This is a genomic window from Pseudomonas putida, assembly GCF_022627325.1.
In the GTDB taxonomy this organism is placed as follows: Bacteria; Pseudomonadota; Gammaproteobacteria; order Pseudomonadales; family Pseudomonadaceae; genus Aquipseudomonas; species Aquipseudomonas putida_X.
This window is the reverse complement of the sequence record NZ_JAETZZ010000014.1, coordinates 30,496-51,535: the sequence shown is the minus strand read 5'-3', so window position 1 is coordinate 51,535 and position 21,040 is coordinate 30,496. Positions and strand designations below refer to the sequence as shown.

Below are 21,040 nucleotides of genomic sequence, written 5' to 3'. Positions count from 1 at the left end.
GTTTGCGTGGCAATTGCCGAGGACTGATCGGCGGTGCCGCGGGCTGCCTGCACCGAGCGTTTGACCTCGGCGATGGTCGGCTGCAGTTTGTCCAGGAAGCGGTTGAACCAACCGGCCAGTTCGCCGAGCTCGTCGTGCTTGTCGTAGGTCAGGCGGCGGGTGAGGTCGCCTTCACCACTGGCGATGTCCTTGAGCATGGCCGCCACCCCGAGGATCGGCCGGGTCACGCCACGGGCCATCAGCCACACCAGCAGCAGGCCGGCAATCGCAGCGCCCAGGCCGAGGCCCAGTTCCAGCAGGGTGCCGCTGGTGTTCAGGGCGTCGAGCTCTTGTTTCAGCGCTTCGGCCGGGCCGGTCAGGGCGTTTTCCGGCACATCCAGCAGCACACCCCATGGCTGGGCGCCAGGGATCGGCTGGAACGCCGCGAGTACCTTGAGGCGTTGCTGGTCGTGATGGACGCTCAATTTACCCTCGGCCAGCTTACGTACCAGTTCGGCGCCTTTGCCGGTGTCGACCTGGTCGAAACGCTGCGCCAGCTTGCTGGCGTCGGCGCTGTAGCCGGCCAGCAGGCCCACGGGGCTGATGATGCCGACCGTGGTGCGGCCTTCGTACAGGCTGCGGCTGGCTTCCTGGCTCAGGGCCTGCAGGCTGTTGAGGTTGATGTCGATGGACAGGGTGGCGATCACCTTGCCGTTGACCGCCAGCGGGAAGACGATGCTGGTCATCAGCACGCGCTGGCCGTCGATGTCGTAGAAATAGGGTTCCACCACGCACACCTGGCCGCTGCTGCGCGGGCACACCCACCAGGTGTTGGCGGGCTGGCCGCTGGGGCCGATCTCGGTGTTGCTCATGTCGTGTTCGGGCAGGGCCATGGCGGTCAGCTGGCCGGCCCGCGGTTGCGACCAGTACAGGGCGAAACGCCCGGTCTCGTTGCTGCCAAGCTCGGGCTGGCCGGTGAACAGGCTGTCCTTGCCGTCCAGCGCATTGGGTTCGAATACCAGCGACAGGCCCAGCAGCTCGGGGTTGGCCTGCAAGGCTGCACGAACCTGGCGGGTCATGTCTTCACGCAGGTCATAGGCATCGAGGAAACGCTTTTCCGCCTGCTCACGCAGGAACAGCACCTGGCGGGCGAACCCGGCACCGTACTGGTAGGCATCCATGAACTGGCGACGAATGTTCAGGGCCTGAACTTCGCCTTGCGACTCGATGCGCGCCTGCGCCGCTTCACTGAGCATCTTCTCGCTGCTGGCTTTGACCAGGTCCGAGCTGTGGTCCATGCGGTAGAGCGAAAGGCCGACGAGCAGTGTGACGATGCTGGCCAGGCACAGGCCGGCAAGCAGGGTGATCTTCCACTGGATGGAAAGTTGTCGCAAAGGCATGGGGCGTCCCTTTTTTGAGGGTAAGGGTTTGGCTTTGGATCTCGGTCGGGGCTCAGCCCCAGCGTTATATCGGCGCACTGTGGTTTTTCTTTATTCAAACATTCAATTTAAATTTGCCGGCCCGCGTAATACGCCGCCCTCTGGCGCTTTTGACATCTGTGCCCCAGTGCTGCAGAGTGCGCGCTTTTTGTCTGCAGCTACGAGGAAAGCCAAACCATGAATGCAGTGATTGCCGCGGTAGGCATCATGCTGATACTCAGCCTGTCACGGGTGCACGTGGTCATCGCCTTGATCATCGGCGCCTTGGCCGGCGGCCTGGTCGGCGGCCTGGGCATGGAGGGAACGCTCAAGGCCTTCAACGGCGGCCTGGGCGGGGGCGCTACGGTGGCGTTGTCCTATGCCTTGCTCGGCGCCTTTGCCGTGGCCATCGCCAAGTCCGGCCTCGCCCACGCCCTGGCCGACCGTGCGCTGGCGATGATCGACCGCCAGGGGCAGGCCACCGGCGGCAAGGTCAAGTGGCTGCTGATCGGCCTGATGCTGGTGGTGGCGGTGTCGTCGCAGAATATCCTGCCGATTCACATCGCCTTCATCCCGCTGCTGGTGCCGCCGCTGCTGTATGTACTGACCCGCCTGCGCATCGACCGCCGGCTGATCGCCTGCGTGATCACCTTTGGCTTGATCACGCCCTACATGTTCCTGCCGGTGGGGTTTGGCAATATCTTCCTCAACGAAATCCTGCTGGCCAACGTTGCCCGCGCCGGCGTCGATGTGAGCGGTGTCAACGTCACCCATGCCATGGCCATTCCGGCAGCGGGCATGCTGGCCGGCTTGCTGCTGGCGGTGTGCTTCAGCTACCGCAAAAAGCGTGATTATGACCTGGCGCGCATCGAGCAGGTCGAGCAGGTCAGCGTGCAGTACAACCCGCTGACCCTGCTGGTGGCCGGGCTGGCGATCGCCGCGGCGTTCATCGTTCAGCTGTGGCTGGACTCGATGATCATCGGTGCCATGGTCGGCTTCCTGATCTTCTCACTGTCGGGCATCGTGCGCTGGAAAGACACCGACAGCCTGTTCACCGAAGGCATGAAGATGATGGCCATGATCGGGTTCATCATGATCGCCGCTTCGGGTTTCGCCGAGGTGCTCAAAGCCACTGGCGAGGTCCAAGGCCTGGTGGAAACCTCAGCGCAATGGATCGACCACAGCAAGGGCGTTGGTGCCTTGCTGATGCTGCTGGTGGGGTTGTTGGTGACCATGGGCATCGGTTCGTCGTTCTCGACGGTGCCGATTCTAGCGGCGATCTTCGTGCCGCTGTGCGTGCAGCTGGGCTTCGACCCCTTGGCCACCGTGTGCATCGTCGGCACCGCCGGTGCGCTGGGCGATGCAGGCTCGCCGGCATCGGACTCGACCCTGGGGCCAACCTCGGGGCTCAACGTCGATGGCCAGCATCACCACATCTGGGACACCGTGGTGCCGACCTTCCTGCACTATAACCTGCCACTGCTGGCGTTTGGCTGGTTGGCGGCGATGACGCTCTAGGGCATCAGCCCTTGTCGGGCGGTGGGGAAATGCTGTTGAGGACGGTGCTGCCGTCCTTGCTGCGGGTCAGGTACACCGGCAGCACCTTGGGCAGGTTGTCCACCAGGCGCCCGACTTCACGGGTGTTGTAGATGCCGCTGATGCGGATGCGGCCGGTGCTGGCATCAGCCAGCAGCAGGGGCGCATCGAGGTAGCGGTTGATCACCGGCAGTGCCTGTTCGAGGCTGAGGTTGTCGAGCACCAGCTGGCCGCGGCGCCAGGCCAGGCTGTTGCCGTGGTCTTCGCTCTGGGCCAGTTGCGGCTCGAAGTCGCCGGTACGATAGCTGGCCTGCATGCCGGGGCCCAGGCGGTAGCCGCCGGTGCTGCCGTCGCTGCTGACCAGCACCGACCCCTGCACCAGGGTGACCTTGACCTGGTCCTGATACTTCCACACGTTGAATTGGGTGCCGGTGACCCGGGTCTGGCCTTGGCCGGCACGGACGATGAACGGGTGGCTGCTGTCATGCTGCACCTTGAAGAACGCTTCGCCTCGCGTGAGCGTGACCTGGCGCTGGTCCCTGAAGTTGAAGTAGGTCAGTTCGGTATTGAGGTTGAGCTCCACCGTGCTGCCGTCGCTCAGCTGGACCGTCCGTGCCTGGTTGCGTGCTTCGATGTGCTGGTAGTGGTTGGGTAGCCAGCCTTGCATCCAACCGATCCAGCCCGCCAGGGGCAAAACCAGCAGGGCGACGGCTGCCGCCGAGGCCATTGGCCGCCAATGATGGCGCCGCCTCGCCACCTGACGCGGCGGCGGGTTGAAGTCGACGACCGTGGCGTTGCGCGGCAAAAGGTCGGCGGTGAACCAGATCTCCAGCATCGCCTGGTATTCGTCGTGGTGGCGCGGGTCCGCTGCCAACCAGCGGGCGAAGGCCTCGCGCTCGGCCGGGGTGCAATCGTCGGCGTGCAGGCGCATGCACCACTGCGCGGCGGCGTCGGTGATGGCATCGTCAGGGCTGGGATTGAGGCGGTCTTGGTTCATTGCGGCTCCGGGTTTTGCGCATTCTACTCCTGCCAGGGGGCTCCCGAGAACCGAGGTAATGGCGAATGACTATCAGTTGTGTGTGTTTTTCATCGGGTTCACCCGTGTTTTTCAGCGTTTGAGAACCTTTCCCGGTCACCTGCGGGTTACCCAGGCTATTTCAATAGCCCCCTAATGAAAGCTTTGACATTTGCTGCTTAGGCAGTAATATTTTTACACAATTGTCCGAGTTGCTGCCGATGTCCCATTTCACCCCGCAAAACTTCCAGTCCTGCGCCATCGGCATGCTGCTGGGCCGTGCGGCCATCCTGAAGGACCGCATTCTCGACTGGCACCTCGAATCAGAAGGCGTCACCGCCGCGCAGTTCAAGGTGTTGATCATCGTCACCCAGTACCAGGTGGATACGCCGGCCGAGCTCTGCCGCTATCTGGGCCTGGACAGCGGCTCGATGACCCGCATGCTCGACCGCCTCGTACACAAGGGCCTGATCTTGCGTAACCGCTGCGCCGACGACCGTCGCCAGGTACGCCTGGCCCTGACCGCCGACGGCCAACGCCTGGCCGACCGCTTGCCAGAGATCGGCGCGGCGGCGATGAACGAACTGGTCGGCGTGCTGCAGCCTGACGAACTCAAGACCCTTGAAGGCCTGCTGGCCAAGGTCCTGCTCGGTGCCGGCGACCCTCTGACGATCCGCCGCTTCGGCGATCGTTGATCCCTGTTTCATATTCCAAGGTATTGTCATGGCCAATAACGCAGACAACTCAATTCCCTCCGCCGCACCCGAACCGTCGCGCAAGCGCAAAGTCTGGCTGCTTGGCCTGTTGCTGGTGGTGCTGCTCGCCGGCGCTGGCGCCTGGGCCTGGTACAGCCTGATCGGGCGCTGGCACGAAAGTACCGACGACGCCTACGTCAACGGCAACGTCGTGGAGATCACCCCGCTGGTCACCGGCACCGTTACCAGCATTGGCGCCGATGACGGCGACCTGGTGCACGCCGGCCAGGTGCTGCTGCAGTTCGATCCAGCCGACAGCGAGGTGGCCCTGCAGTCTGCCGAAGCCAAGCTGGCCCGCACGGTGCGAGAGGTCCGTGGCCTGTACAGCAACGTCGATTCCCTCAAGGCCCAGCTGCAGACCCGCCAGGCCGAACTGCAGAAGGCCCAGCAGAACTACAACCGACGCAAGGTGCTGGCCGACAGCGGCGCGATTGCCGCAGAAGAAATCTCCCACGCCCGGGACGACCTGACCGTGGCCCAGGCCGCCGTCAACAGCGCCCGTCAGCAGCTCAATACCAGTAAGGCGCTGGTGGACGACACAGTGGTGTCTTCGCACCCCGAGGTCATGGCCGCCGCCGCCGATCTGCGCCAGGCATACCTGGACCACGCACGCACCACGCTGGTGGCGCCAGTCACCGGTTACGTTGCCAAACGTACCGTGCAGCTCGGCCAGCGTTTGCAGCCGGGCACCGCGACCATGGCAGTCATCCCCCTGGACGAGGTGTGGATCGACGCCAACTTCAAGGAAACCCAGCTGCGCGACATGCGTATCGGCCAACCCGTGGAAATCAGCGCTGATCTGTACGGCAGCGACGTCAAGTACAGCGGCACGGTCGACAGCCTGGGCGCCGGTACCGGCAGCGCCTTCGCCTTGCTGCCGGCACAGAACGCCACCGGCAACTGGATCAAGATCGTCCAGCGCGTGCCGGTGCGCATCCACCTCAGCCCGGATCAGCTCAAGGACCACCCGCTGCGCATCGGCCTGTCCACCGTGGTCGAGGTCGACCTGCACGACCAGAGTGGCCCGGCCCTGGCCCAGCAGCCACCGCAGCAGGCCAGCTACACCACCCAGGTGTACGACCGTCAGTTGGTCGAAGCTGACCGTCTGATCGCTCGGCTGATCCACGACAACAGTGCCCCTGGCAAGACGGCGCAACGATGAGCAACAACGCTGCGGCGCAGTTCACCCCGCCGAGCCTGCTGCTGACCACCATAGGCCTGTCGCTGGCGACGTTCATGCAGGTGCTCGACACCACCATCGCCAACGTCGCCTTGCCGACCATTTCCGGCAACCTGGGGGTGAGTTCCGAGCAGGGCACCTGGGTGATCACCTCGTTCGCGGTGAGCAATGCCATCGCGTTGCCGTTGACCGGCTGGCTCAGCCGGCGTTTCGGTGAGGTCAAACTGTTCATCTGGGCCACGCTGCTGTTCGTACTGGCGTCCTTTCTGTGCGGCATCTCGCAGTCGATGCCAGAGCTGGTGGGCTTTCGAGTGCTGCAAGGTGTGGTGGCCGGGCCGCTTTACCCGATGACCCAAACCTTGCTGATCGCTGTCTACCCGCCGGCCAAGCGGGGGATGGCGCTGGCGTTGCTGGCGATGGTCACGGTGGTGGCGCCGATTGCCGGGCCGATCCTGGGCGGCTGGATCACTGACAGTTACAGCTGGCCGTGGATCTTCTTCATCAACGTGCCCATCGGCCTGTTCGCTACCGCAGTGGTGCGTCAGCAGATGCGCGCACGGCCGGTGGTCACCAGCCGCCAGCCGATGGACTACATCGGCCTGCTGACCTTGATCGTGGGGGTGGGCGCATTGCAGGTGGTGCTCGACAAGGGCAATGACCTGGACTGGTTCGAGTCGTCGTTCATCATCATCGGCAGCCTGATCTCGGTCGTGTTCCTGGCGATCTTCATCATCTGGGAGCTGACCGACCGCCATCCTGTGGTCAACTTGCGGCTGTTCGCACACCGTAATTTCCGTATCGGTACCATTGTGCTGGTGGGAGGCTACGCAGGCTTTTTCGGCATCAACCTGATCCTGCCGCAATGGTTGCAGACGCAGATGGGCTACACCGCCACCTGGGCAGGCCTTGCGGTGGCACCGATCGGCCTGCTGCCGGTGATCATGTCGCCGTTCGTGGGCAAGTACGCGCAGCGGTTCGACTTGCGGGTGCTGGCGGGGTTGGCGTTCTTGGCCATCGGCGCCAGCTGTTTCATGCGTGCAGGCTTCACCAATGAGGTGGATTTCCAGCACATTGCCCTGGTGCAACTGTTCATGGGGATCGGTGTAGCGCTGTTCTTCATGCCGACCTTGAGCATCCTGCTGTCGGACCTGCCGCCGCACCAGATCGCCGACGGCTCTGGCCTGGCGACGTTCCTGCGTACATTGGGCGGCAGCTTTGCGGCGTCGTTGACCACCTGGATCTGGATCCGCCGGGCGGACCAGCATCATGCCTACCTGAGCGAGAACATCAGCCAGTTCGACCCGGCGACGCGGCACACGCTGGAGCAGCTGGGCGGGGCAAGCCCGCAAAGCTATGCGCAGCTGGAGCAGATACTCAACGGGCAGGCCTACATGATGTCGACGGTGGACTACTTCACCTTGATGGGCTGGGTATTCGCCGGCCTGATCCTGTTGGTGTGGTTCGCCAAGCCACCGTTCGCTGCCAAGGCCGGGCCGGCGTCGGCAGGGCATTGAGGCCCGGGCAGGAGCCCCCGGCGTATGGCGAACAATGAAGCGCTGTACGCCACGAACGCCTCAGATCGAGCGCTGCCTGGGCAGTGCTCGATCTGGAGGGTGCTAGAGCGATCAAGGCATGCCTTTGGTTTACTGCAAGTGCACCTTCAATTCCCCAGCCGCCTGGCGCATCGCTGCCTTCACCGCAGGCACCTGGCTCAGCGGGTTCAGCAACCCGTAGTCGTGAATCATGCCGTTGTAGCGCACCGACGTTACCGTCACCCCGGCCGCATCCAGTTTGCGTGCATACGCCTCACCTTCATCACGCAGCACATCGAACTGTGCCGTCTGCACCAGCGCTGGCGGCAACCCCTTGAGCTGCTCGCTGCTGGCCCGTAGCGGCGAGGCGTAGATCTGCTCGCGGGCCTTGGCGTCGGTGGTGTAGTTGTCCCAGAACCACTTCATCATCCCTGTGGTGAGGAAGTGGCCTTCGGCAAACTGTTTATAGGAAGCCGTCTCGAAGCTGGCATCGGTCACTGGCCACAACAGCAACTGGAAGCGCAACTGGGGCGTGCCGGCCTCTTTGGCCTTGAGCGCGACCACCGCCGCCATGTTGCCACCGACACTGTTGCCGGCCACGGCCAGGCGCTTGCCGTCCACACCCAGCGCTTTGCCATGCTCGGCCACCCAGCGGGTCGCGGCGTAGGCCTGGTTGATCGCAGTGGGGTAGTGCGCCTCTGGGGAGGGGGTGTAATCCACATAGACGGCCACTGCGCCAGAACCCACCACCAGATCGCGAATCAGCCGCTGGTGGGTCGGGAAGTCGCCCAGCACCCAGCCGCCGCCATGGAAGAACATGAACACCGGCAACTCACCTTTGACGTTGGCCGGGCGCACGATCTGCAGCTTGATCGCCTCGCCGTTGACCTGGATGGTACGCGCTGTCACTTCGATGCCAGACAGGTCCACCTTCACCGACGCCTGGGCACCGGTCAGCACGGCGCGGGCATCTTTAGGGCTGAGTTGTTCGAGCGGCTTGCCACCGCCTTTTTCCAAGGCTTCGAGGAAAGCCTGGGTGTGCTGCTCGACCCCTGGGCTACCTGCAGCCAGGGCACTGGTTGCGGATAAGGCCAGCAGGCCGGCACTAAGGGTTTTGTGGACAATGTTCATGGGCGAATCCTTTTCTGGGCACGGGTTGTGGGTGGGCGTATCGCCTGGCCTTGGCGGCCATCGCTGCGACCTGTGCGTAGAGTAGGCAGATGCAATGATGGGAAAAAGCCGCTATAAAGCGTTTGACTGTCACCAAGAGCGAGACAATGAACCCCTACGAAGACATGCGCATTTTTGCCCAGGTCATGGAGGCCGGCAGTTTTACCGCCGCCGCCGACCGCCTGGGCATGTCCAAGCAGTCGGTCAGCCGGCGCCTGATGCAGCTCGAAGAGCGCCTGGGCGTACGCCTGCTCAACCGCTCCACCCGGCGCCTGGATGCCACCCCGCTGGGCCAGCATTACTACCAGTCGGCCTTGCGCTTGCTGGGTGAGGTGCAGCAGGTGGAGCACGACATCAGCGGCCAGGCCCAGGCCTTGCGCGGCACCCTGCGCTTGAGCGCGCCGTTGTCGTTCGCCATGGCGCACCTGGGGTGCCTGTTGACCGAGTTCCTGCGCTTGCACCCACAGGTGAATGTGGAGGTGGACCTGAGCGATCGGCCGGTGGACCTGATCGGCGAGGGTTATGATTTGGCCTTGCGCATCGGTGCACTGGAGGATTCCAGCCTGATCGCGCGGCGCATTGCCGATGTCGAGCGGGTGTATTGCGCCAGCCCTGCGTATCTTCAGGCGCGGGGCGCGCCGCAGCGGCCCGAGCTGCTGGCCGAGCATGACTGCCTGCCCTATGGCCATTCACGGCAAGTGCAATGGCAGTTCACCCAAGGGGGCAGGGCTCAGGCAATCGCAGTGGCCGGCCGCATGCGCGCCAATAACGGTGAGTTGCTCAGGGACGCGGCGATTGCCGCGATGGGGGTGACTTACCTGCCGACCTTCATCGTGGGGCAGGCGTTGGCGGACGGGCGCCTGGTGAGGGTGCTGGAAGACTGGACGCCGCCGGCGTTGCAATTGTCGGCGGTGTATCCGCAGCATCGGCAGGTGGCCAGGCCGGTGCAGGGGTTCGTCGAGTTCTTGCGCGAGCGGCTGGCGCAGCTTTAGCCGTTGTGGGGTCAGCCGCCCATTTTGCTGCTCATGCGCTCGCCGCGACGCGCTATGCTTGGCCCATGAGCACAGCACCTGCCTTACGCCAACCTTGCCCACCTGGCGCCTGTGACTGCGGCCGCGAGCACCTGGCCGCGCAGCCGCCTGCGGCCCAGCGCATCCTCTTGCTCACCCGCCAGGAGGAGAAGCGCCTGATCGAGCGGCTGGAAAACCTCAAGGACCTCGATGACCTGCAGCGCTTGCAGGCCAGGATGTACGAGAACCTGGGCATCCGGGTTCACATCGCTCCCGGTTACAACGAGGTGCGGACCATGCGCGGAATCGTCATCGAACTCGATGACCAGCCTGGCTTGTGCCGCAAGACCCGCCAGTCGATTCCGGCTGCCATCCGGCGAGGGTTGGAGCGCAACCCGCAGGTGGCTTACCGCTTGCTGGACACCCATGACTTGCTCAGGGATGCCTGAGGCCCAGACGTTGTCATGCCCAATCGCTAATTTTCGGGAAGCTTCCTACGTCTACCAGAGAGCCGCCCTACGCCAAGTGCGTAGCGGCATCCATCACTCAAGGAGACAGGCAATGACTTCCGTTTTCGACCGCGACGATATCCAGTTCCAGGTAGTGGTCAACCACGAAGAGCAATATTCCATCTGGCCCGATTACAAGGCGATCCCCAACGGCTGGCGCGCTGTGGGCAAGAGCGGGCTGAAAAAGGACTGCCTGGCCTATATCGATGAAGTCTGGACCGATATGCGCCCGCTGAGCCTGCGTCAGAAGATGGCTGACGCTGCCGCACAGTGACCGCGCTCAACCTGCTGTGCCTGCCTTATTCCGGGGCCAGTGCCATGGTCTTCAGCCGTTGGCGGCGCAAGTTGCCCGCCTGGCTGCAGGTACGCCCGGTCGAATTACCTGGGCGCGGCGCACGCATGGGCGAGCCGTTGCACACCGACATGCAGGCCTTGGCCCGGCAGTTGGCGGCCGAACAGCGCCTGGCCGCTGCCGCACCTTATGCGTTGCTCGGCCATAGCCTGGGGGCGCTGCTGGCCTTCGAGCTGGCCCACGAGCTGCAGGCGCTGGGCTGCCCGCCACCGGTGGCGCTGTTCGCCTGCGGTACAGCGGCGCCGACCCGGCGTGAAGACTACGACGGCAAGAACTGGCGCGACCCCAAGAGCGATGACGAACTGCGCAATGAACTGCGGGCGCTCAATGGCACGCCGGAGGAGGTGCTGGCCAACGCTGAGCTGATGAGCCTGACGTTACCGATCCTGCGTGCCGATTTTCTGCTCTGCGGTCGCTACCGTTATCGCCCGAGGCCTCTGCTGGCGTGCCCGCTGCATGTGCTGGGTGGGCAAGACGACCGCGCCAGTGAAGCGCAGCTGCGCGCCTGGGGCCAGGAAACCCAGGGTGCGTTCACCTTGCAGATGTTTGCGGGCAGCCACTTCTTCATCCATGAGCAGGAGGACCGGGTGCTCACGGCGCTGACTGCAGCATTGGCGCCGCATCGGCTCTGCGCCTGATTGACGTTGCCGCTTGCCTGGGGGAGGCTAGGTGTTTTCCCAGGCAAGAGGCAGACAATGCTGATCGATCCCCACAAGGCCACGCTGCTGGTCGTCGACATCCAGGAAAAGCTCATCGGCGCCATGAGCGATGCCGAGGGCACTCGCGCCCGGGCCCGCTGGCTGCTGGCAGCCTGCACCGATCTTGCGCTGCCGATCGTCATCAGCGAACAGTACCCCAAAGGCCTGGGGCATACCCTGCCCGAACTTCTTGCAGCCGCCCCTGCGGCTGAAGTCGTGGAAAAGACCCATTTTTCCTGCGTTGCGGCCCAGTGCCTGCCAGCCAGCCTGTTGGCGCAAGAGCAAGTGATCGTGTGCGGCATGGAAACCCACGTCTGCGTGCTGCAGAGCGTGCTTGGCCTGCTGGCCTTGGGCAAGCAGGTGTTTCTGGTCGAAGATGCCTGCGACAGCCGTACCCTGGCCAACAAGGCTGCAGGGCTGGCGCGGATGCGCCAGGCCGGTGCGCAGGTAGTGACCCGCGAAATGGTGCTGTTCGAACTCATGGGCAACGCCAGCCACCCGCAGTTTCGCCACATCAGCAAGACCTACCTGGTCGGGGAGCAACCCTGAACGGCCGGCTGCTGGCGGCCGGGTTGATGGCCCTGGCGCTGCTGCAGGGTTGCGCCGGGCGTCGCGAGGAGGCGCCCGAGGCCGACCCCGCCAAGGTGCGTGCCCAGCTGCTGCGCTTGTTGCCGGCCCAGGCCAAGGACCGCGAGGGTTGGGCCAAGGATATCCAGGTGGCGTTCGAAGCCCAGCGCATCGCGCCGAGCAAGAGCAACCTGTGTGCGGTGCTGGCAGTGACCGAACAGGAATCGACGTTCAACGCCGACCCGCAGGTCCCCAACCTTGGGCGCATTGCGCGTGCCGAGGTCGACCGACGTGCCGCCAGCCTGCATATCCCACGGTTGCTGGTGGACGGTGCACTGAATACGGCTTCGGGCAATGGCCAGACTTATCAGCAGCGGCTGCTCGCCGTGCGCAGTGAGAAGCAATTGAGTGCGCTGTACGACGAGTTCATCAGCGGTTTGCCGCTGGGCCGGACCTTGCTGGGTGGGCTGAACCCGGTGCACACCGGCGGGCCGATGCAGGTCAGCGTCGAGTTTGCCGAACAGCACGCCAAGGACTACCCCTACACCTACGATGGCACCATTCGCCAAGAAGTCTTCAGCCGTCGTGGCGGCATGTATTTTGGTATCGGGCATCTGCTGGGTTACCCCGCGCACTACGAGCGCCAGCTCTATCGCTTCGCCGACTTCAACGCCGGCTGGTACGCCAGCCGCAATGCCGCGTTTCAGGCAGCCCTGAGCAAGGTGACCGGTGTGCCCTTGGCCCTGGATGGCGACCTGATCGCCCCCGGCGCGATCATGCCAGGCAATACCGAGCAGGCAGCGCGCAAGCTGAGTGTGAAGCTGGGGCTGCGTCACCCGCAGATCCGCAGCCAGCTGGAGCTGGGCGACAGCCTGGCCTTCGAAGACAGCAAACTGTACAGCGGGGTGTTCGCCCTGGCTGACGCGGCCGCCGGCAAGCCGGTGCCGCGCGCCAAGTTGCCGGGGATCCAGCTGAAAAGCCCGAAGATCACCCGCAAGCTGACCACGGCGTGGTTTGCGGGGAGGGTGGATGAGCGTTACCAGCGGTGCATGAAACGCTAGGGCGGCCTGCCGTGGCCCAATCGCCGGCAAGCCGGGGATTGGGCCTTGGCGCAGGCTTTATCACCCTTTGCTCAAAGCTCCGACCACCTGATCGATGCTGGTCTTGAGCCCGGTCACGGCGTCTTGCGGGTCACTTTCGACCACCAGCAGGGTGGCCCCCGAGGCCTTGATCACCTCGGCCACTGCCGCATCCGGCTGCCGATGATCGAGCACCAGTGCCACGTCCTGGCCCTTGAGGTTCTCGCCCAGTGCCTTGAGCGTGGCTTCATCCCACTTGCCGTCGGCCGGCAGTGGCTGTTCCACCACATCCAGGTTCATACCGCTGGCCAGATAGCCCAAACGCTCGGACAGGCTGACCACGCTGAGGTTGTCGAGCTCGGCAAGCTTGGTCTGGCTGCTGGCGGTCAATTCCAGCAACTGGCGCTTGAGCGCTGCCAGGTTGCCCTGGATCTTCGCTTTGTCGGCGGGCGCCAGGCGCTCCAGGTCGTTGGCCAGCACGTCGGCCATGCGCCCCAGGTTGGTCGGGTTCAGCCAGGGGTAGGCGTTGTAGGCGTCGTCGCCAGTGACCGCGATACCCGGCAGGGCGCCGTCCACCGGGCGCGCAGCATCGATTTCGACGATGCGGATATTGCTCCGCCGGGCCATTGGATACAGCGGGTCGTCGCGCCAGATCGAGCGCACGCCGATCACCGCATCGGCCTGTTGCGCGGCTTTGGCAAGGCTGGCGCCGCCACGGCTGCTGAAGTACGAGGGCTGGCGGCTGGCTGGCAGGTTGGCCGGCGCGGCGCGTTTGAGCTGCACGGTGGTGCCGTCGAGCAAGGCAGCGGCCAGGCTGTGGGTCACCGGCAGGGTGGTCAGCACCTCGGTGGCGAGGGCGAGCGAGGGCAGGCCGGTGAGGGCCAGCGCCAGGGTGAGCGGTTTCAGGTTCATGCCGGGTTTCCTTGCAGGCGTGGGACGAGGGCGCGGGCCAGGGCCGCGAGGGCGAAGCAGATGCCGGCAACCAGAATGATCGCGGCACCCGATGGTACCGGCAGGTCGAAGACGATCGGCAACAGGATGCCCAGCAGGGTGCTCAGGGTGGCGATCAGTACCGAGATGAAGAAAAAGCCTTTGAGCGACTGGCTGACCAGGCGCGCGGCAGCGGCGGGGATCACCAGCAGGGCACCGACCAGGATCGCCCCGATCACCTTCACCGACGCCACCGTTACCAGCGTCACCAACACCACGAACAGGTAGTCCAGGGTCTTCACGGCCACCCCGCGTACGGCGGCCAGCTGTGGGTTGAAGCTGGCCAGCATGATGCGGTTGTACAGTGGCAGGGCCAGCGCCAGCACCAGGGCAGCGACGACGCCCAGTACCACCAGGTCCTGCGCGCTGACCGTCAGCACCGAGCCGAACAGCACGTTTTCGAGGATGTGCACGTTGATCTTGCCGGCCAGCATCAGCAGCAGGCTTGCCCCCAGTGCCAGCGACACCGAAAGGAACACACCGATCAGCGTGTCCGGCGACAGCCCGGTGCGGTTACGCAGGAAGTTGAGCAGGATGCCGAACAGCAGGCAGTAGCCGAACAGGCTGCCGTAAGGCCCAGTGTAGGGTTCGCCGAGCAGGATGCCGATGGCCACCCCGGTCAGGGCCGCGTGCCCGACGGCTTCGGAGAAGAAGGCAAAGCGCTTGACCACCACCAGGGTGCCCAGGCCGCCCAGTACCGGGCCGATCATCAGGCCGGCGAGCAGTGCGTTGATCACGAAACCGTAGGCCAGTGCCTCGGGCAGGTAGCCAGCGCCAGCCCATTCCTGGACCAGTTGGCGGAATGCTTCATAGCTCATCAGGTGCGGCTCTCGCTGCGCGGGTGGACGGAGAACAGGCTCAGCAGGCGTTCCGGGGTGAGGGCTTGAGCAGGTGGCGCGTCGAACAGCACCTGGCGGCTCAGCCCGGTGACCCGGTCGGCCAGGCGCAGCACCGCTTGCAGGTCGTGTTCGATCCACAGCACGGTGGTGCCAGCCTGGCGCCAGCTCTGCAGCAACTGCTCGAACACCTGGATGCCGGCTTCATCGAGCGCTGACATGGGTTCGTCGAGCACCAGCAACTGAGGCTCGGGGATCAGGCCCTGGGCCAGCAGCACGCGCTGGCGTTCGCCACCCGACAAGGCGCCCATGCGCCGCTTGCGTTTGTCGAGCATGCCGACCTGCGCCAGCGCTGTGTCGATGGCCGGTTGCACACGGCGCGAAAGGCCGAGAAAGGCCGGGCGGCGCTGGCACATCGCGGCCATGAAGTCGTCCACGGTCATCGGCAGGCCGCGGTCGAACTCCAGCGCCTGGGGTACGTACCCGATCACCTGCCGCTCGCCCGGCCAGTGCAGGGTCAGTTGGCCCTGGTGGGGCATCTGCCCGAGCAGTGTCTTGATCAGCGAGCTTTTACCACCGCCGTTGGGCCCGACGATGGCATGCACGCTGCCAGCGGCGACGCTGAACTCGACCTGCTCAAGGATGCGCGTACGCCCGAGCGTCAGGTCGATGCCGGCGAACTCGATGCCCGGCCCGCCGCGCACTATCAGGTTGGCGGCGGCAGTCATGCGCGGTTCTCCTCGATGGCGCGGACTACGGTGTCGAGGTTGCGCTTCATTTCCACTTCGTACTTGTCCTTGGTGTATTCGCCATAGGAAATGTGCGTCAGCGGATACAGGCGCACCCCGGACTCACGCTGGATGGTCTCGACATAAGCCGACGGGAAGTCCATCTCCGAGAAGATCACCTTGACGTCCAGCGCCTTGAGCTGGTCGATGGTTTTCTTCAGCTGTGCCGGGCTCGGCTCGATGCCGTGGGCTGGCTCGACCACTGCCGTGACCTCCAGGCCGAAGTCGCGCACCAGGTAGTCGTAGGCGGCATGGATGGTGGCCACACGGAAGTTGGCGCCAGGCGCCTCGGTGATCTTGGCCAGCGCTTCGGCGCGCAAACCGCGCAGGCGTTTGGCGTAGGCGCGGGCGTTCTGGGTGTAGAACCTGGCGTTGTCCGGGTCGAGCTTGCCCAGTTCACGGGCGATGTTGTTGACCTGGGCAATGGTGGTGCTGATGGAGAGGAAGGTGTGCGGGTTGACCACTTTGCCGGCGCCGCGGGCGGCGATGCCGGTGGCCGCCAGCAGCGGCACGTTCTGGTTGGCTTCTATGGTCTTGATGTCGGGCTTTTCACTGGCGGCGATCATGCGGTCGGCGAAATCGTCATGGCCGACGCCGTTGAGCACCACCACGTCCAGCGTGCCGATCCGCTTGATGTCCTCGGCACGCGGCTCGTAGGCATGTGGGTTGAAGCCTGCCGGAATCAGCGGTACCACCTCGGCCTTGTCGCCGACGATATTGCTCACATAGCTGTAGTAAGGGTGCAGGGTGATGCCAATGCGCAGGGGCTTGCCGGCGTCGGCCAGGGCCAGGGCCGGTAACGCGAGGGCCAGGAGCAGGGTGAGGGCGGAGCGCAACATGGGGAATTCCTTGGGTTCAGTGACGGTGTTCGCGGGTGACCCCGGCGTCGTAATGGCTGACCACTTGCTGCCAGCCCGCGGCCGTCAGGGTTGCCTGGCCAAGGTCTTGTGGCACCACGGTGGTGCTGTCGCGGTGCAGCCAGACGTCAGGCTGGCCGCTGTGCTCGTGCGCCACGATCAGCAAAAAACTGCCGGCGACCTCTGGGGCCTGGCTGCGACCGAGGTAGGCACCAGCCTCCAGCCACTGCCATTGGTGGCTGCCACGGCTCTGGCTGCCGGCATCTACCACGAAGGGTGGCAAGCCTTCCTCGGCCAACGACGCCACACTCGGTTGGGCGGCGGTTTCTTCGCGCAGCAACTGGATCTCGTCGTAGGCCACGCGAAGGTCGGTGTAGATGCCTTGCTCGGCGGGCGTCAGGTCGCGGCGGGCGTCGATCTGGTGGCTGGCGATGGCCTGCTCGTCTTCGCGTTCACCGCGCAGCAGCACCACGCCGGCCGCGACGATGACGATCAGCAGGCTGACCAGCAGTACGTAGAGGGTTTCGTGCCCGGCGCCGGCAGGGCGCACCACGTGGGTGCGGCTCAGGGTTGGGCCGCTCATGGTTGCGCGATGTCGGCGTGGTCGACTTCAACCACGTGGCCGGGGCCGGCATCGAACAGCACGTAGAACTCGCCGTCGGGGCGCTTGAAGGTCAGCGTCGAGTCGTCGCCGAGCTTGCCGCCGACCAGTACTTGCTCGTCGTAGCCGATCACGTCCAGGGTCACGCCCGGCGCGCCGCTGCCGTCCGAGAAGCCACCGGTGCACTTGACCTGGCCGCCATCGACCTCTTCGCATTCGCACATCGGGTTGTGTGCCAGGGCCGGGCCGGCGGCCAGCACCAGCAGGGGCAGGGCGAGCCTGCGGATCATGCGCTTCATTTCTTGCCTCCTTGTTTTTCGAGCCAGGCCACGGTGGCTGGCGAAGCCTTGCTCAGCGGTACCGATGCCTGGTGCATGCTGCCGTCCCAGCCTTCGACGGTGATCCAGATCTGCGCGTCTGGCTTGGTACGCTCAGGGATCGGCAGGTTGGTCACCATGCGGTAGGGCGCGCCGAAGAAGATGCTGCCGGCGGCGCGCAGGCTGCGAGGTTTGCCGACGCGCAGGTACACGGCTTTGACGTCGTCGATGCAGGCTTTGCAAAGGGCGGCGTTGAAGCTCTTGAAGTAGCCCGCCGGGCCGTCGGCGCGGGGGGCTTCGCTGCGCAGCTCGGCCAAGTCCAGCGTGTAGGGGCCGACCTGGATATCGCTGACCTGGTTCACGCCCAGCCCGGCATCACCGCGAAACAGCTTGGCGTCGGCGAAATACTTGGGCATGAAGCCCAGCGGGATGAGGATCAGCAGAATGTTCAAGTGAAAGCGCCACTTCAGCCACCATTGCTTGAATGGGCGGGTGGGCAGGGCCTGGGCCTGGCTCATGGGCGGATCTCCACAGGGGTGTCGCTGGCGGTGGCGCGGGGCCGTGGCGCACGCTCGCTGCGCTTGAGGGCGGCGGCGGTCGCCTGGGCGGTACGCTTGGTCCAGATCAGCAGGCCGCTGAATACCATCAGGGTCAGCAGCAGGCCGAAGAAGAACCAGATCAGCTTGACCGGCAGGCCGCCGAAGTCGCCGGTGTGCAGTGGGCGCATGGATTCGGTGACGAACTCCAGGGCGGAGCGGTCGCTGATCAGGAACTGGCTGTCGACCTTGCGCGTGTAGGGGTTGACGTTGGCAGTCTGGAACATCAGCGGGTACCAGCCCGGGCCATTGAGGATGATATGGCTGTAGGCCGTGGCGGGCAGCGAGATGGCGTTGATTTCCAGGCCAGGGATGGCCAGGCCGGCGATGCGCGCCGCTTCGTCCAGGTCGATCCGCGGTGCAGGGCTGCCATCGGCGGTTTGCGGTACATCTTCCCGGGCGATCACCGGGGTGATCGGTTGGCTGGAGATTGTGATGTGGTTGTCGAACAGGATCGCCTGGATCAGGAACCAGGTGCCGGTGATGGCAATGACCGCGATGAACCAGATCGACCAGACCCCGGCCAGGCGATGCAGGTCGCCCCAGAAGATGCGCGAGCCATGGCCGGTGCGCACGGGCTTGAAGAAGCCTCTCCAGAATTTCTTGTACACCACCAGGCCAGTCACCAGCGACGCGAGCATCGGCAGGCCCAGCAGCGAAACCAGGTACCAGCCCCAGCTGAAACCATTGGTGAAGGGCACCAGCCACCAGCCGTGCAGGGCACGGGTGAACGCTTCGAAGTTGAAGTCAGGGACCTTGCCCTGGATGGCCCCGGTGTAGGGGTTGACGTACAGCGTCGGGCTGCTGCCGTCGGGCAGGGTCACCCCGGCGTTAAGGGCAAAGTGCGAACCGTCTGGCTGCCTCAGTGTGCGCACCACCATATCCGGTTCGGCCTTGTGCAGGGCGTCCAGCACCTGCTGGAAACTCAGGCGTTCGGCGCTGTCGTCAGGCTTGCTGGCGCGCACATCGGGGTTGGCCAGCCAGACGATTTCCTGGCTGACCACGGCAAGCATGCCGGTGAAGCAGACGATCAGCACGAAGAACCAGATCGGTAGGGCGAGCCAGCTGTGGACCAGGAACCACAGCTTGGACTTGGATTTTTTGCTTGATTTGGCCATGGGTCGGTCTTCTGAAAATGAGGGTCGAGCATAAGCCCAACCACAAGGGCTGCATCTATAAAGACGAATGAGAATGGAAATCCTGCCTATTTAAATGCAAGCAAATGTTTCAGAAAAGCAAAAGCCGACAGGGCGCGGGGCGCCGTGTCGGCTTGCGGGCCTTGAAGGATCAGGCGCTGGTGAGGGCGACCGACGGTTGCGCTCTGTCATGTCGGCGCGCGAGGTCCTGGTACAGCGCCTGGCCGATTTCGGCGGCGCGCGACGGCAGTACCGACAGCAGGGTGTCGCTCAGGCCATGGCTGCCCTCGCAGAAACCTTGCAGGTACACCGAAGCTTCAAGGTCCGGGCTGGACAGTACCCGGTAGTTGCGATCGACGTTGAAGTCCTCGAGGTAACCGGCCAGCGGCGCCAGCAGGTCGCGATGCGAGCGGCGCTCGTAGCCGGTTGCCAGAATGACCGCATCGTAACGGTGGGTCTGATGCTGGTCGGTGGCCAGGTCGCGCAGGGTGAGTTCGATGCCGTGGCGGGTGGCGACAACCGCTTCCACCTGGCGGCGGCACAGCACGTTGTGGCGCACCTTGTGCGAAACCTTCTGGCGGTAGAGGATGCCGTAGATGCGCTCGATCAGGTCCAGATCGACCACGGAGTAGTTGGTGTTGTGGTATTCACCCAGCAGCTTGGCACGCTGCTCGGCCGGCTCGTTGTACACAAGGTCGGTGTAGTCGGGCGAGAAGATCTCGTTGACGAATGGGCTGTCGTCTGCGGGCTTGAGCGCCGAACCGCGCAGGATCATGTCGACCTTGACCGACGGATAGCTGTCGTTGAGGTCGATGAAGGCTTCGGCGGCGCTCTGGCCAGAGCCGATTACCGCGATGCGCATGGGTTTGCCTTCGGCGCAGGGCAACTTGTTCAGGCTGCTCAGGTACTGGGAGTGGTGGAAGACCCGCGGGTCGTCCTTGAAGGCGCCGAATTTTTCCGGGATTTTCGGCGTGCCGCCGGTGCCGACCACGACCGAACGGGTACGGCGGCTGTATTCACGCCCCTGCGCATCTTGCGAAACCAGGCGCAAATGCTCGACCCGGCCAGCCTTCACCTCTGGCTCGATGCGCAGCACGTGCTCGCCATAGACGGCTTGAGTGGCGAAATGTTCGGCGGCCCAGCGCAGGTAGTCGTTGTACTCCAGGCGGCAGGGGTAGAAGGTGCCCAGGTTGATGAAGTCGGCCAGGCGCTGCTTCTGGTGCAAGTAGTTGACGAAACTGTAGGGGCTGGTGGGGTTGCGCAGCGACACCAGGTCCTTGAGGAAGGATATCTGCAGCTCGCTCTGGGTCGCCAGCGTTTCACCATGCCAGCGGTATTGCTCCTGCTTGTCGATGAACAGCGCGTCGAGGGCACGGCCCTGGGTCTGGGCGAGTTCCTCCAGGGCGATGGCCAAGGCCAGGTTGGAAGGGCCAAAGCCCACGCCGATCAGATCCTTGATGGTTTCTGGGTTTGAAGACTGGCTCATGGCTGCGATCCCATAATGGTCGAATGTGTGCGCCCGCCGGGGCTCCGGCGCCTGCGTGAGTACATTGGTTGGAACGAGCCATGCACCGGGGAATTTACTGACGGCATCGCCCACGGCTTGTCGGCGGGCTAAAGAACTGCGCTGCGCGGCCGATAGGCAGGTCAACGCAAGGACCTATTTCAAGGCAGGGACCGGAACATGACAGGTATCGCGGCAATCACCCTCAACAACGTCTCGGCGCAGGCCACCGGCAGCACTGAAACGGTAAAAAGCGAAGACGCACAGAAAAGTGCAGCGCCCGCCGCGTCGGCAGAAACGCCCAAGGCTCAGGGTGGCGGCGGTGCGCAAGGTGCGCAGCAAAGCGATGAGAGCTCGGAGCCTGCGCACATCAAGCAATTGCGCGAGATGATCAAGCAGCTGCAGAAGCAGTTGGCCGAAGAGCAGAAGCAACTGGCCAACCTGATGGCGCAGAACATGGAGGAGACGGCCAAAACCGCTGCCGTGAGTGCCAGGCAGTCGAGCATTGCCACGATCACGGGCCAGATCATGACGGCCACGGCGCAACTGCTCGAAGCGTTGCAGCAGACTGGTGGCAGCACGGCGGGTACGGTCGTCAGCACTCAGGCCTGAGTG

The 21,040-nt window shown here is 64.4% G+C and carries 22 protein-coding genes and 1 pseudogene; 11 read left to right on the top strand and 12 right to left on the bottom strand.

Translation table 11 applies throughout. The annotated features are described in order from the left end of the window. Positions 1 to 92: 92 nt before the first annotated feature. A pseudogene (locus JNA92_RS26195) lies at positions 93 to 1,058 on the bottom strand (HAMP domain-containing protein); the annotation flags it as partial. A gap of 537 nt (positions 1,059 to 1,595) precedes the next feature. Here JNA92_RS26195 and JNA92_RS20810 point away from each other — a divergent pair. Continuing rightward, positions 1,596 to 2,915 (top strand): Na+/H+ antiporter family protein, encoded by a 1,320-nt coding sequence (locus JNA92_RS20810; RefSeq protein ID WP_241806424.1) that lies wholly within the window; start codon positions 1,596 to 1,598, stop codon positions 2,913 to 2,915. A gap of 4 nt (positions 2,916 to 2,919) precedes the next feature. Here the strand turns inward: JNA92_RS20810 and JNA92_RS20805 are convergent, their stop codons facing one another. Continuing rightward, positions 2,920 to 3,930, bottom strand: coding sequence for a FecR family protein (locus tag JNA92_RS20805; RefSeq protein ID WP_241806423.1), 1,011 nt, complete (start codon positions 3,928 to 3,930; stop codon positions 2,920 to 2,922). A 239-nt stretch (positions 3,931 to 4,169) separates the two neighbouring features. Here JNA92_RS20805 and JNA92_RS20800 point away from each other — a divergent pair, with 239 nt between their 5' ends. From JNA92_RS20800 to JNA92_RS20790, 3 genes are read left to right on the top strand one after another with little or no spacing between them, the layout of a single operon-like run. Continuing rightward, positions 4,170 to 4,643, top strand: coding sequence for a MarR family winged helix-turn-helix transcriptional regulator (locus tag JNA92_RS20800; RefSeq protein ID WP_241806422.1), 474 nt, complete (start codon positions 4,170 to 4,172; stop codon positions 4,641 to 4,643). A 28-nt stretch (positions 4,644 to 4,671) separates the two neighbouring features. Next, the gene (locus JNA92_RS20795) at positions 4,672 to 5,865 is read left to right on the top strand and encodes an HlyD family efflux transporter periplasmic adaptor subunit (protein ID WP_241806421.1); all 1,194 of its coding nucleotides are present in this window, start codon (positions 4,672 to 4,674) and stop codon (positions 5,863 to 5,865) included. Next, entirely contained in the window at positions 5,862 to 7,397 is a 1,536-nt protein-coding gene (locus tag JNA92_RS20790) for a DHA2 family efflux MFS transporter permease subunit (protein WP_241806420.1), read from the top strand. The genes JNA92_RS20795 and JNA92_RS20790 overlap by 4 nt, the downstream gene beginning before the upstream one ends. Positions 7,398 to 7,526: 129 nt before the next feature. Here the strand turns inward: JNA92_RS20790 and JNA92_RS20785 are convergent, their stop codons facing one another. After that, positions 7,527 to 8,546, bottom strand: a complete 1,020-nt coding sequence (locus JNA92_RS20785) for an alpha/beta hydrolase (RefSeq protein WP_241806419.1) — start codon at positions 8,544 to 8,546, stop codon at positions 7,527 to 7,529. 146 nt (positions 8,547 to 8,692) lie between these two features. Between JNA92_RS20785 and JNA92_RS20780 the strand changes: the two genes are divergently transcribed. From JNA92_RS20780 to JNA92_RS20755, 6 genes are all read left to right on the top strand, one after another. After that, positions 8,693 to 9,577, top strand: coding sequence for a LysR family transcriptional regulator (locus JNA92_RS20780; protein ID WP_241806418.1), 885 nt, complete (start codon positions 8,693 to 8,695; stop codon positions 9,575 to 9,577). 65 nt (positions 9,578 to 9,642) lie between these two features. Continuing rightward, a complete protein-coding gene (locus tag JNA92_RS20775) occupies positions 9,643 to 10,044 on the top strand; it encodes a hypothetical protein (protein ID WP_241806417.1) in 402 nt (133 codons plus the stop codon). Between the two features lie 112 nt (positions 10,045 to 10,156). Beyond that, the gene (locus JNA92_RS20770; protein ID WP_012313972.1) at positions 10,157 to 10,378 is read left to right on the top strand and encodes an MbtH family protein; all 222 of its coding nucleotides are present in this window, start codon (positions 10,157 to 10,159) and stop codon (positions 10,376 to 10,378) included. Beyond that, positions 10,375 to 11,094 carry a thioesterase II family protein gene (locus JNA92_RS20765; RefSeq protein ID WP_241806416.1) on the top strand — a complete coding sequence of 240 codons (720 nt, stop codon included), beginning with the start codon at positions 10,375 to 10,377 and terminating at the stop codon, positions 11,092 to 11,094. Before JNA92_RS20770 ends, JNA92_RS20765 begins: the two co-directional genes overlap by 4 nt. A 57-nt stretch (positions 11,095 to 11,151) precedes the next feature. After that, positions 11,152 to 11,703, top strand: coding sequence for a hydrolase (locus tag JNA92_RS20760; protein ID WP_241806415.1), 552 nt, complete (start codon positions 11,152 to 11,154; stop codon positions 11,701 to 11,703). 26 nt (positions 11,704 to 11,729) lie between these two features. Beyond that, positions 11,730 to 12,782 carry a DUF1615 domain-containing protein gene (locus JNA92_RS20755; protein WP_241806414.1) on the top strand — a complete coding sequence of 351 codons (1,053 nt, stop codon included), beginning with the start codon at positions 11,730 to 11,732 and terminating at the stop codon, positions 12,780 to 12,782. A gap of 60 nt (positions 12,783 to 12,842) precedes the next feature. Here JNA92_RS20755 and JNA92_RS20750 read toward each other — a convergent pair whose 3' ends face one another. The 9 genes from JNA92_RS20750 to JNA92_RS20710 all read right to left on the bottom strand — a co-directional run bounded on the left by JNA92_RS20750 (position 12,843) and on the right by JNA92_RS20710 (position 20,407). Continuing rightward, on the bottom strand, positions 12,843 to 13,712 hold the full coding sequence (locus JNA92_RS20750) for a metal ABC transporter substrate-binding protein (RefSeq protein WP_241806413.1): 870 nt from the start codon (positions 13,710 to 13,712) through the stop codon (positions 12,843 to 12,845). Next, complete coding sequence (locus JNA92_RS20745; protein ID WP_241806412.1) at positions 13,709 to 14,608, bottom strand: metal ABC transporter permease; 900 nt, start codon at positions 14,606 to 14,608, stop codon at positions 13,709 to 13,711. Before JNA92_RS20745 ends, JNA92_RS20750 begins: the two co-directional genes overlap by 4 nt. Continuing rightward, entirely contained in the window at positions 14,608 to 15,354 is a 747-nt protein-coding gene (locus JNA92_RS20740; protein ID WP_241806411.1) for a metal ABC transporter ATP-binding protein, read from the bottom strand. The genes JNA92_RS20745 and JNA92_RS20740 overlap by 1 nt, the downstream gene beginning before the upstream one ends. Beyond that, complete coding sequence (locus JNA92_RS20735; protein ID WP_241806410.1) at positions 15,351 to 16,253, bottom strand: metal ABC transporter substrate-binding protein; 903 nt, start codon at positions 16,251 to 16,253, stop codon at positions 15,351 to 15,353. Before JNA92_RS20735 ends, JNA92_RS20740 begins: the two co-directional genes overlap by 4 nt. Before the next feature lie 16 nt (positions 16,254 to 16,269). Beyond that, positions 16,270 to 16,839 carry a DUF6162 family protein gene (locus JNA92_RS20730; protein ID WP_241806512.1) on the bottom strand — a complete coding sequence of 190 codons (570 nt, stop codon included), beginning with the start codon at positions 16,837 to 16,839 and terminating at the stop codon, positions 16,270 to 16,272. 11 nt (positions 16,840 to 16,850) lie between these two features. Beyond that, complete coding sequence (locus tag JNA92_RS20725; protein WP_241806409.1) at positions 16,851 to 17,171, bottom strand: hypothetical protein; 321 nt, start codon at positions 17,169 to 17,171, stop codon at positions 16,851 to 16,853. Continuing rightward, a complete protein-coding gene (locus JNA92_RS20720) occupies positions 17,168 to 17,707 on the bottom strand; it encodes a thiamine pyrophosphate-binding protein (RefSeq protein WP_241806408.1) in 540 nt (179 codons plus the stop codon). Before JNA92_RS20720 ends, JNA92_RS20725 begins: the two co-directional genes overlap by 4 nt. Continuing rightward, positions 17,704 to 18,903 (bottom strand): PepSY-associated TM helix domain-containing protein, encoded by a 1,200-nt coding sequence (locus tag JNA92_RS20715; RefSeq protein ID WP_241806407.1) that lies wholly within the window; start codon positions 18,901 to 18,903, stop codon positions 17,704 to 17,706. Before JNA92_RS20715 ends, JNA92_RS20720 begins: the two co-directional genes overlap by 4 nt. A gap of 169 nt (positions 18,904 to 19,072) precedes the next feature. Beyond that, on the bottom strand, positions 19,073 to 20,407 hold the full coding sequence (locus JNA92_RS20710) for a lysine N(6)-hydroxylase/L-ornithine N(5)-oxygenase family protein (RefSeq protein WP_241806406.1): 1,335 nt from the start codon (positions 20,405 to 20,407) through the stop codon (positions 19,073 to 19,075). 198 nt (positions 20,408 to 20,605) lie between these two features. Between JNA92_RS20710 and JNA92_RS20705 the strand changes: the two genes are divergently transcribed. Then, the gene (locus JNA92_RS20705) at positions 20,606 to 21,037 is read left to right on the top strand and encodes a hypothetical protein (RefSeq protein WP_241806405.1); all 432 of its coding nucleotides are present in this window, start codon (positions 20,606 to 20,608) and stop codon (positions 21,035 to 21,037) included. The last annotated feature ends 3 nt before the right edge of the window (positions 21,038 to 21,040 follow it).

Excerpts from the sequence above, each read along its gene's own strand:
- JNA92_RS20780 (WP_241806418.1), top strand. The coding sequence starts at position 8,693 with ATGAACCCCTACGAAGACATGCGCATTTTTGCCCAGGTCATGGAGGCC.
- JNA92_RS20710 (WP_241806406.1), bottom strand. The coding sequence starts at position 20,407 with ATGAGCCAGTCTTCAAACCCAGAAACCATCAAGGATCTGATCGGCGTG.
- JNA92_RS20715 (WP_241806407.1), bottom strand. The coding sequence starts at position 18,903 with ATGGCCAAATCAAGCAAAAAATCCAAGTCCAAGCTGTGGTTCCTGGTC.
- JNA92_RS20755 (WP_241806414.1), top strand. The coding sequence starts at position 11,730 with ATGGCCCTGGCGCTGCTGCAGGGTTGCGCCGGGCGTCGCGAGGAGGCG.
- JNA92_RS20810 (WP_241806424.1), top strand. The coding sequence starts at position 1,596 with ATGAATGCAGTGATTGCCGCGGTAGGCATCATGCTGATACTCAGCCTG.
- JNA92_RS20800 (WP_241806422.1), top strand. The coding sequence starts at position 4,170 with ATGTCCCATTTCACCCCGCAAAACTTCCAGTCCTGCGCCATCGGCATG.
- JNA92_RS20795 (WP_241806421.1), top strand. The coding sequence starts at position 4,672 with ATGGCCAATAACGCAGACAACTCAATTCCCTCCGCCGCACCCGAACCG.
- JNA92_RS20775 (WP_241806417.1), top strand. The coding sequence starts at position 9,643 with ATGAGCACAGCACCTGCCTTACGCCAACCTTGCCCACCTGGCGCCTGT.
- JNA92_RS20805 (WP_241806423.1), bottom strand. The coding sequence starts at position 3,930 with ATGAACCAAGACCGCCTCAATCCCAGCCCTGACGATGCCATCACCGAC.
- JNA92_RS20745 (WP_241806412.1), bottom strand. The coding sequence starts at position 14,608 with ATGAGCTATGAAGCATTCCGCCAACTGGTCCAGGAATGGGCTGGCGCT.
- JNA92_RS20740 (WP_241806411.1), bottom strand. The coding sequence starts at position 15,354 with ATGACTGCCGCCGCCAACCTGATAGTGCGCGGCGGGCCGGGCATCGAG.
- JNA92_RS20790 (WP_241806420.1), top strand. The coding sequence starts at position 5,862 with ATGAGCAACAACGCTGCGGCGCAGTTCACCCCGCCGAGCCTGCTGCTG.
- JNA92_RS20735 (WP_241806410.1), bottom strand. The coding sequence starts at position 16,253 with ATGTTGCGCTCCGCCCTCACCCTGCTCCTGGCCCTCGCGTTACCGGCC.
- JNA92_RS20725 (WP_241806409.1), bottom strand. The coding sequence starts at position 17,171 with ATGAAGCGCATGATCCGCAGGCTCGCCCTGCCCCTGCTGGTGCTGGCC.
- JNA92_RS20705 (WP_241806405.1), top strand. The coding sequence starts at position 20,606 with ATGACAGGTATCGCGGCAATCACCCTCAACAACGTCTCGGCGCAGGCC.
- JNA92_RS20760 (WP_241806415.1), top strand. The coding sequence starts at position 11,152 with ATGCTGATCGATCCCCACAAGGCCACGCTGCTGGTCGTCGACATCCAG.
- JNA92_RS20785 (WP_241806419.1), bottom strand. The coding sequence starts at position 8,546 with ATGAACATTGTCCACAAAACCCTTAGTGCCGGCCTGCTGGCCTTATCC.
- JNA92_RS20770 (WP_012313972.1), top strand. The coding sequence starts at position 10,157 with ATGACTTCCGTTTTCGACCGCGACGATATCCAGTTCCAGGTAGTGGTC.
- JNA92_RS20750 (WP_241806413.1), bottom strand. The coding sequence starts at position 13,712 with ATGAACCTGAAACCGCTCACCCTGGCGCTGGCCCTCACCGGCCTGCCC.
- JNA92_RS20720 (WP_241806408.1), bottom strand. The coding sequence starts at position 17,707 with ATGAGCCAGGCCCAGGCCCTGCCCACCCGCCCATTCAAGCAATGGTGG.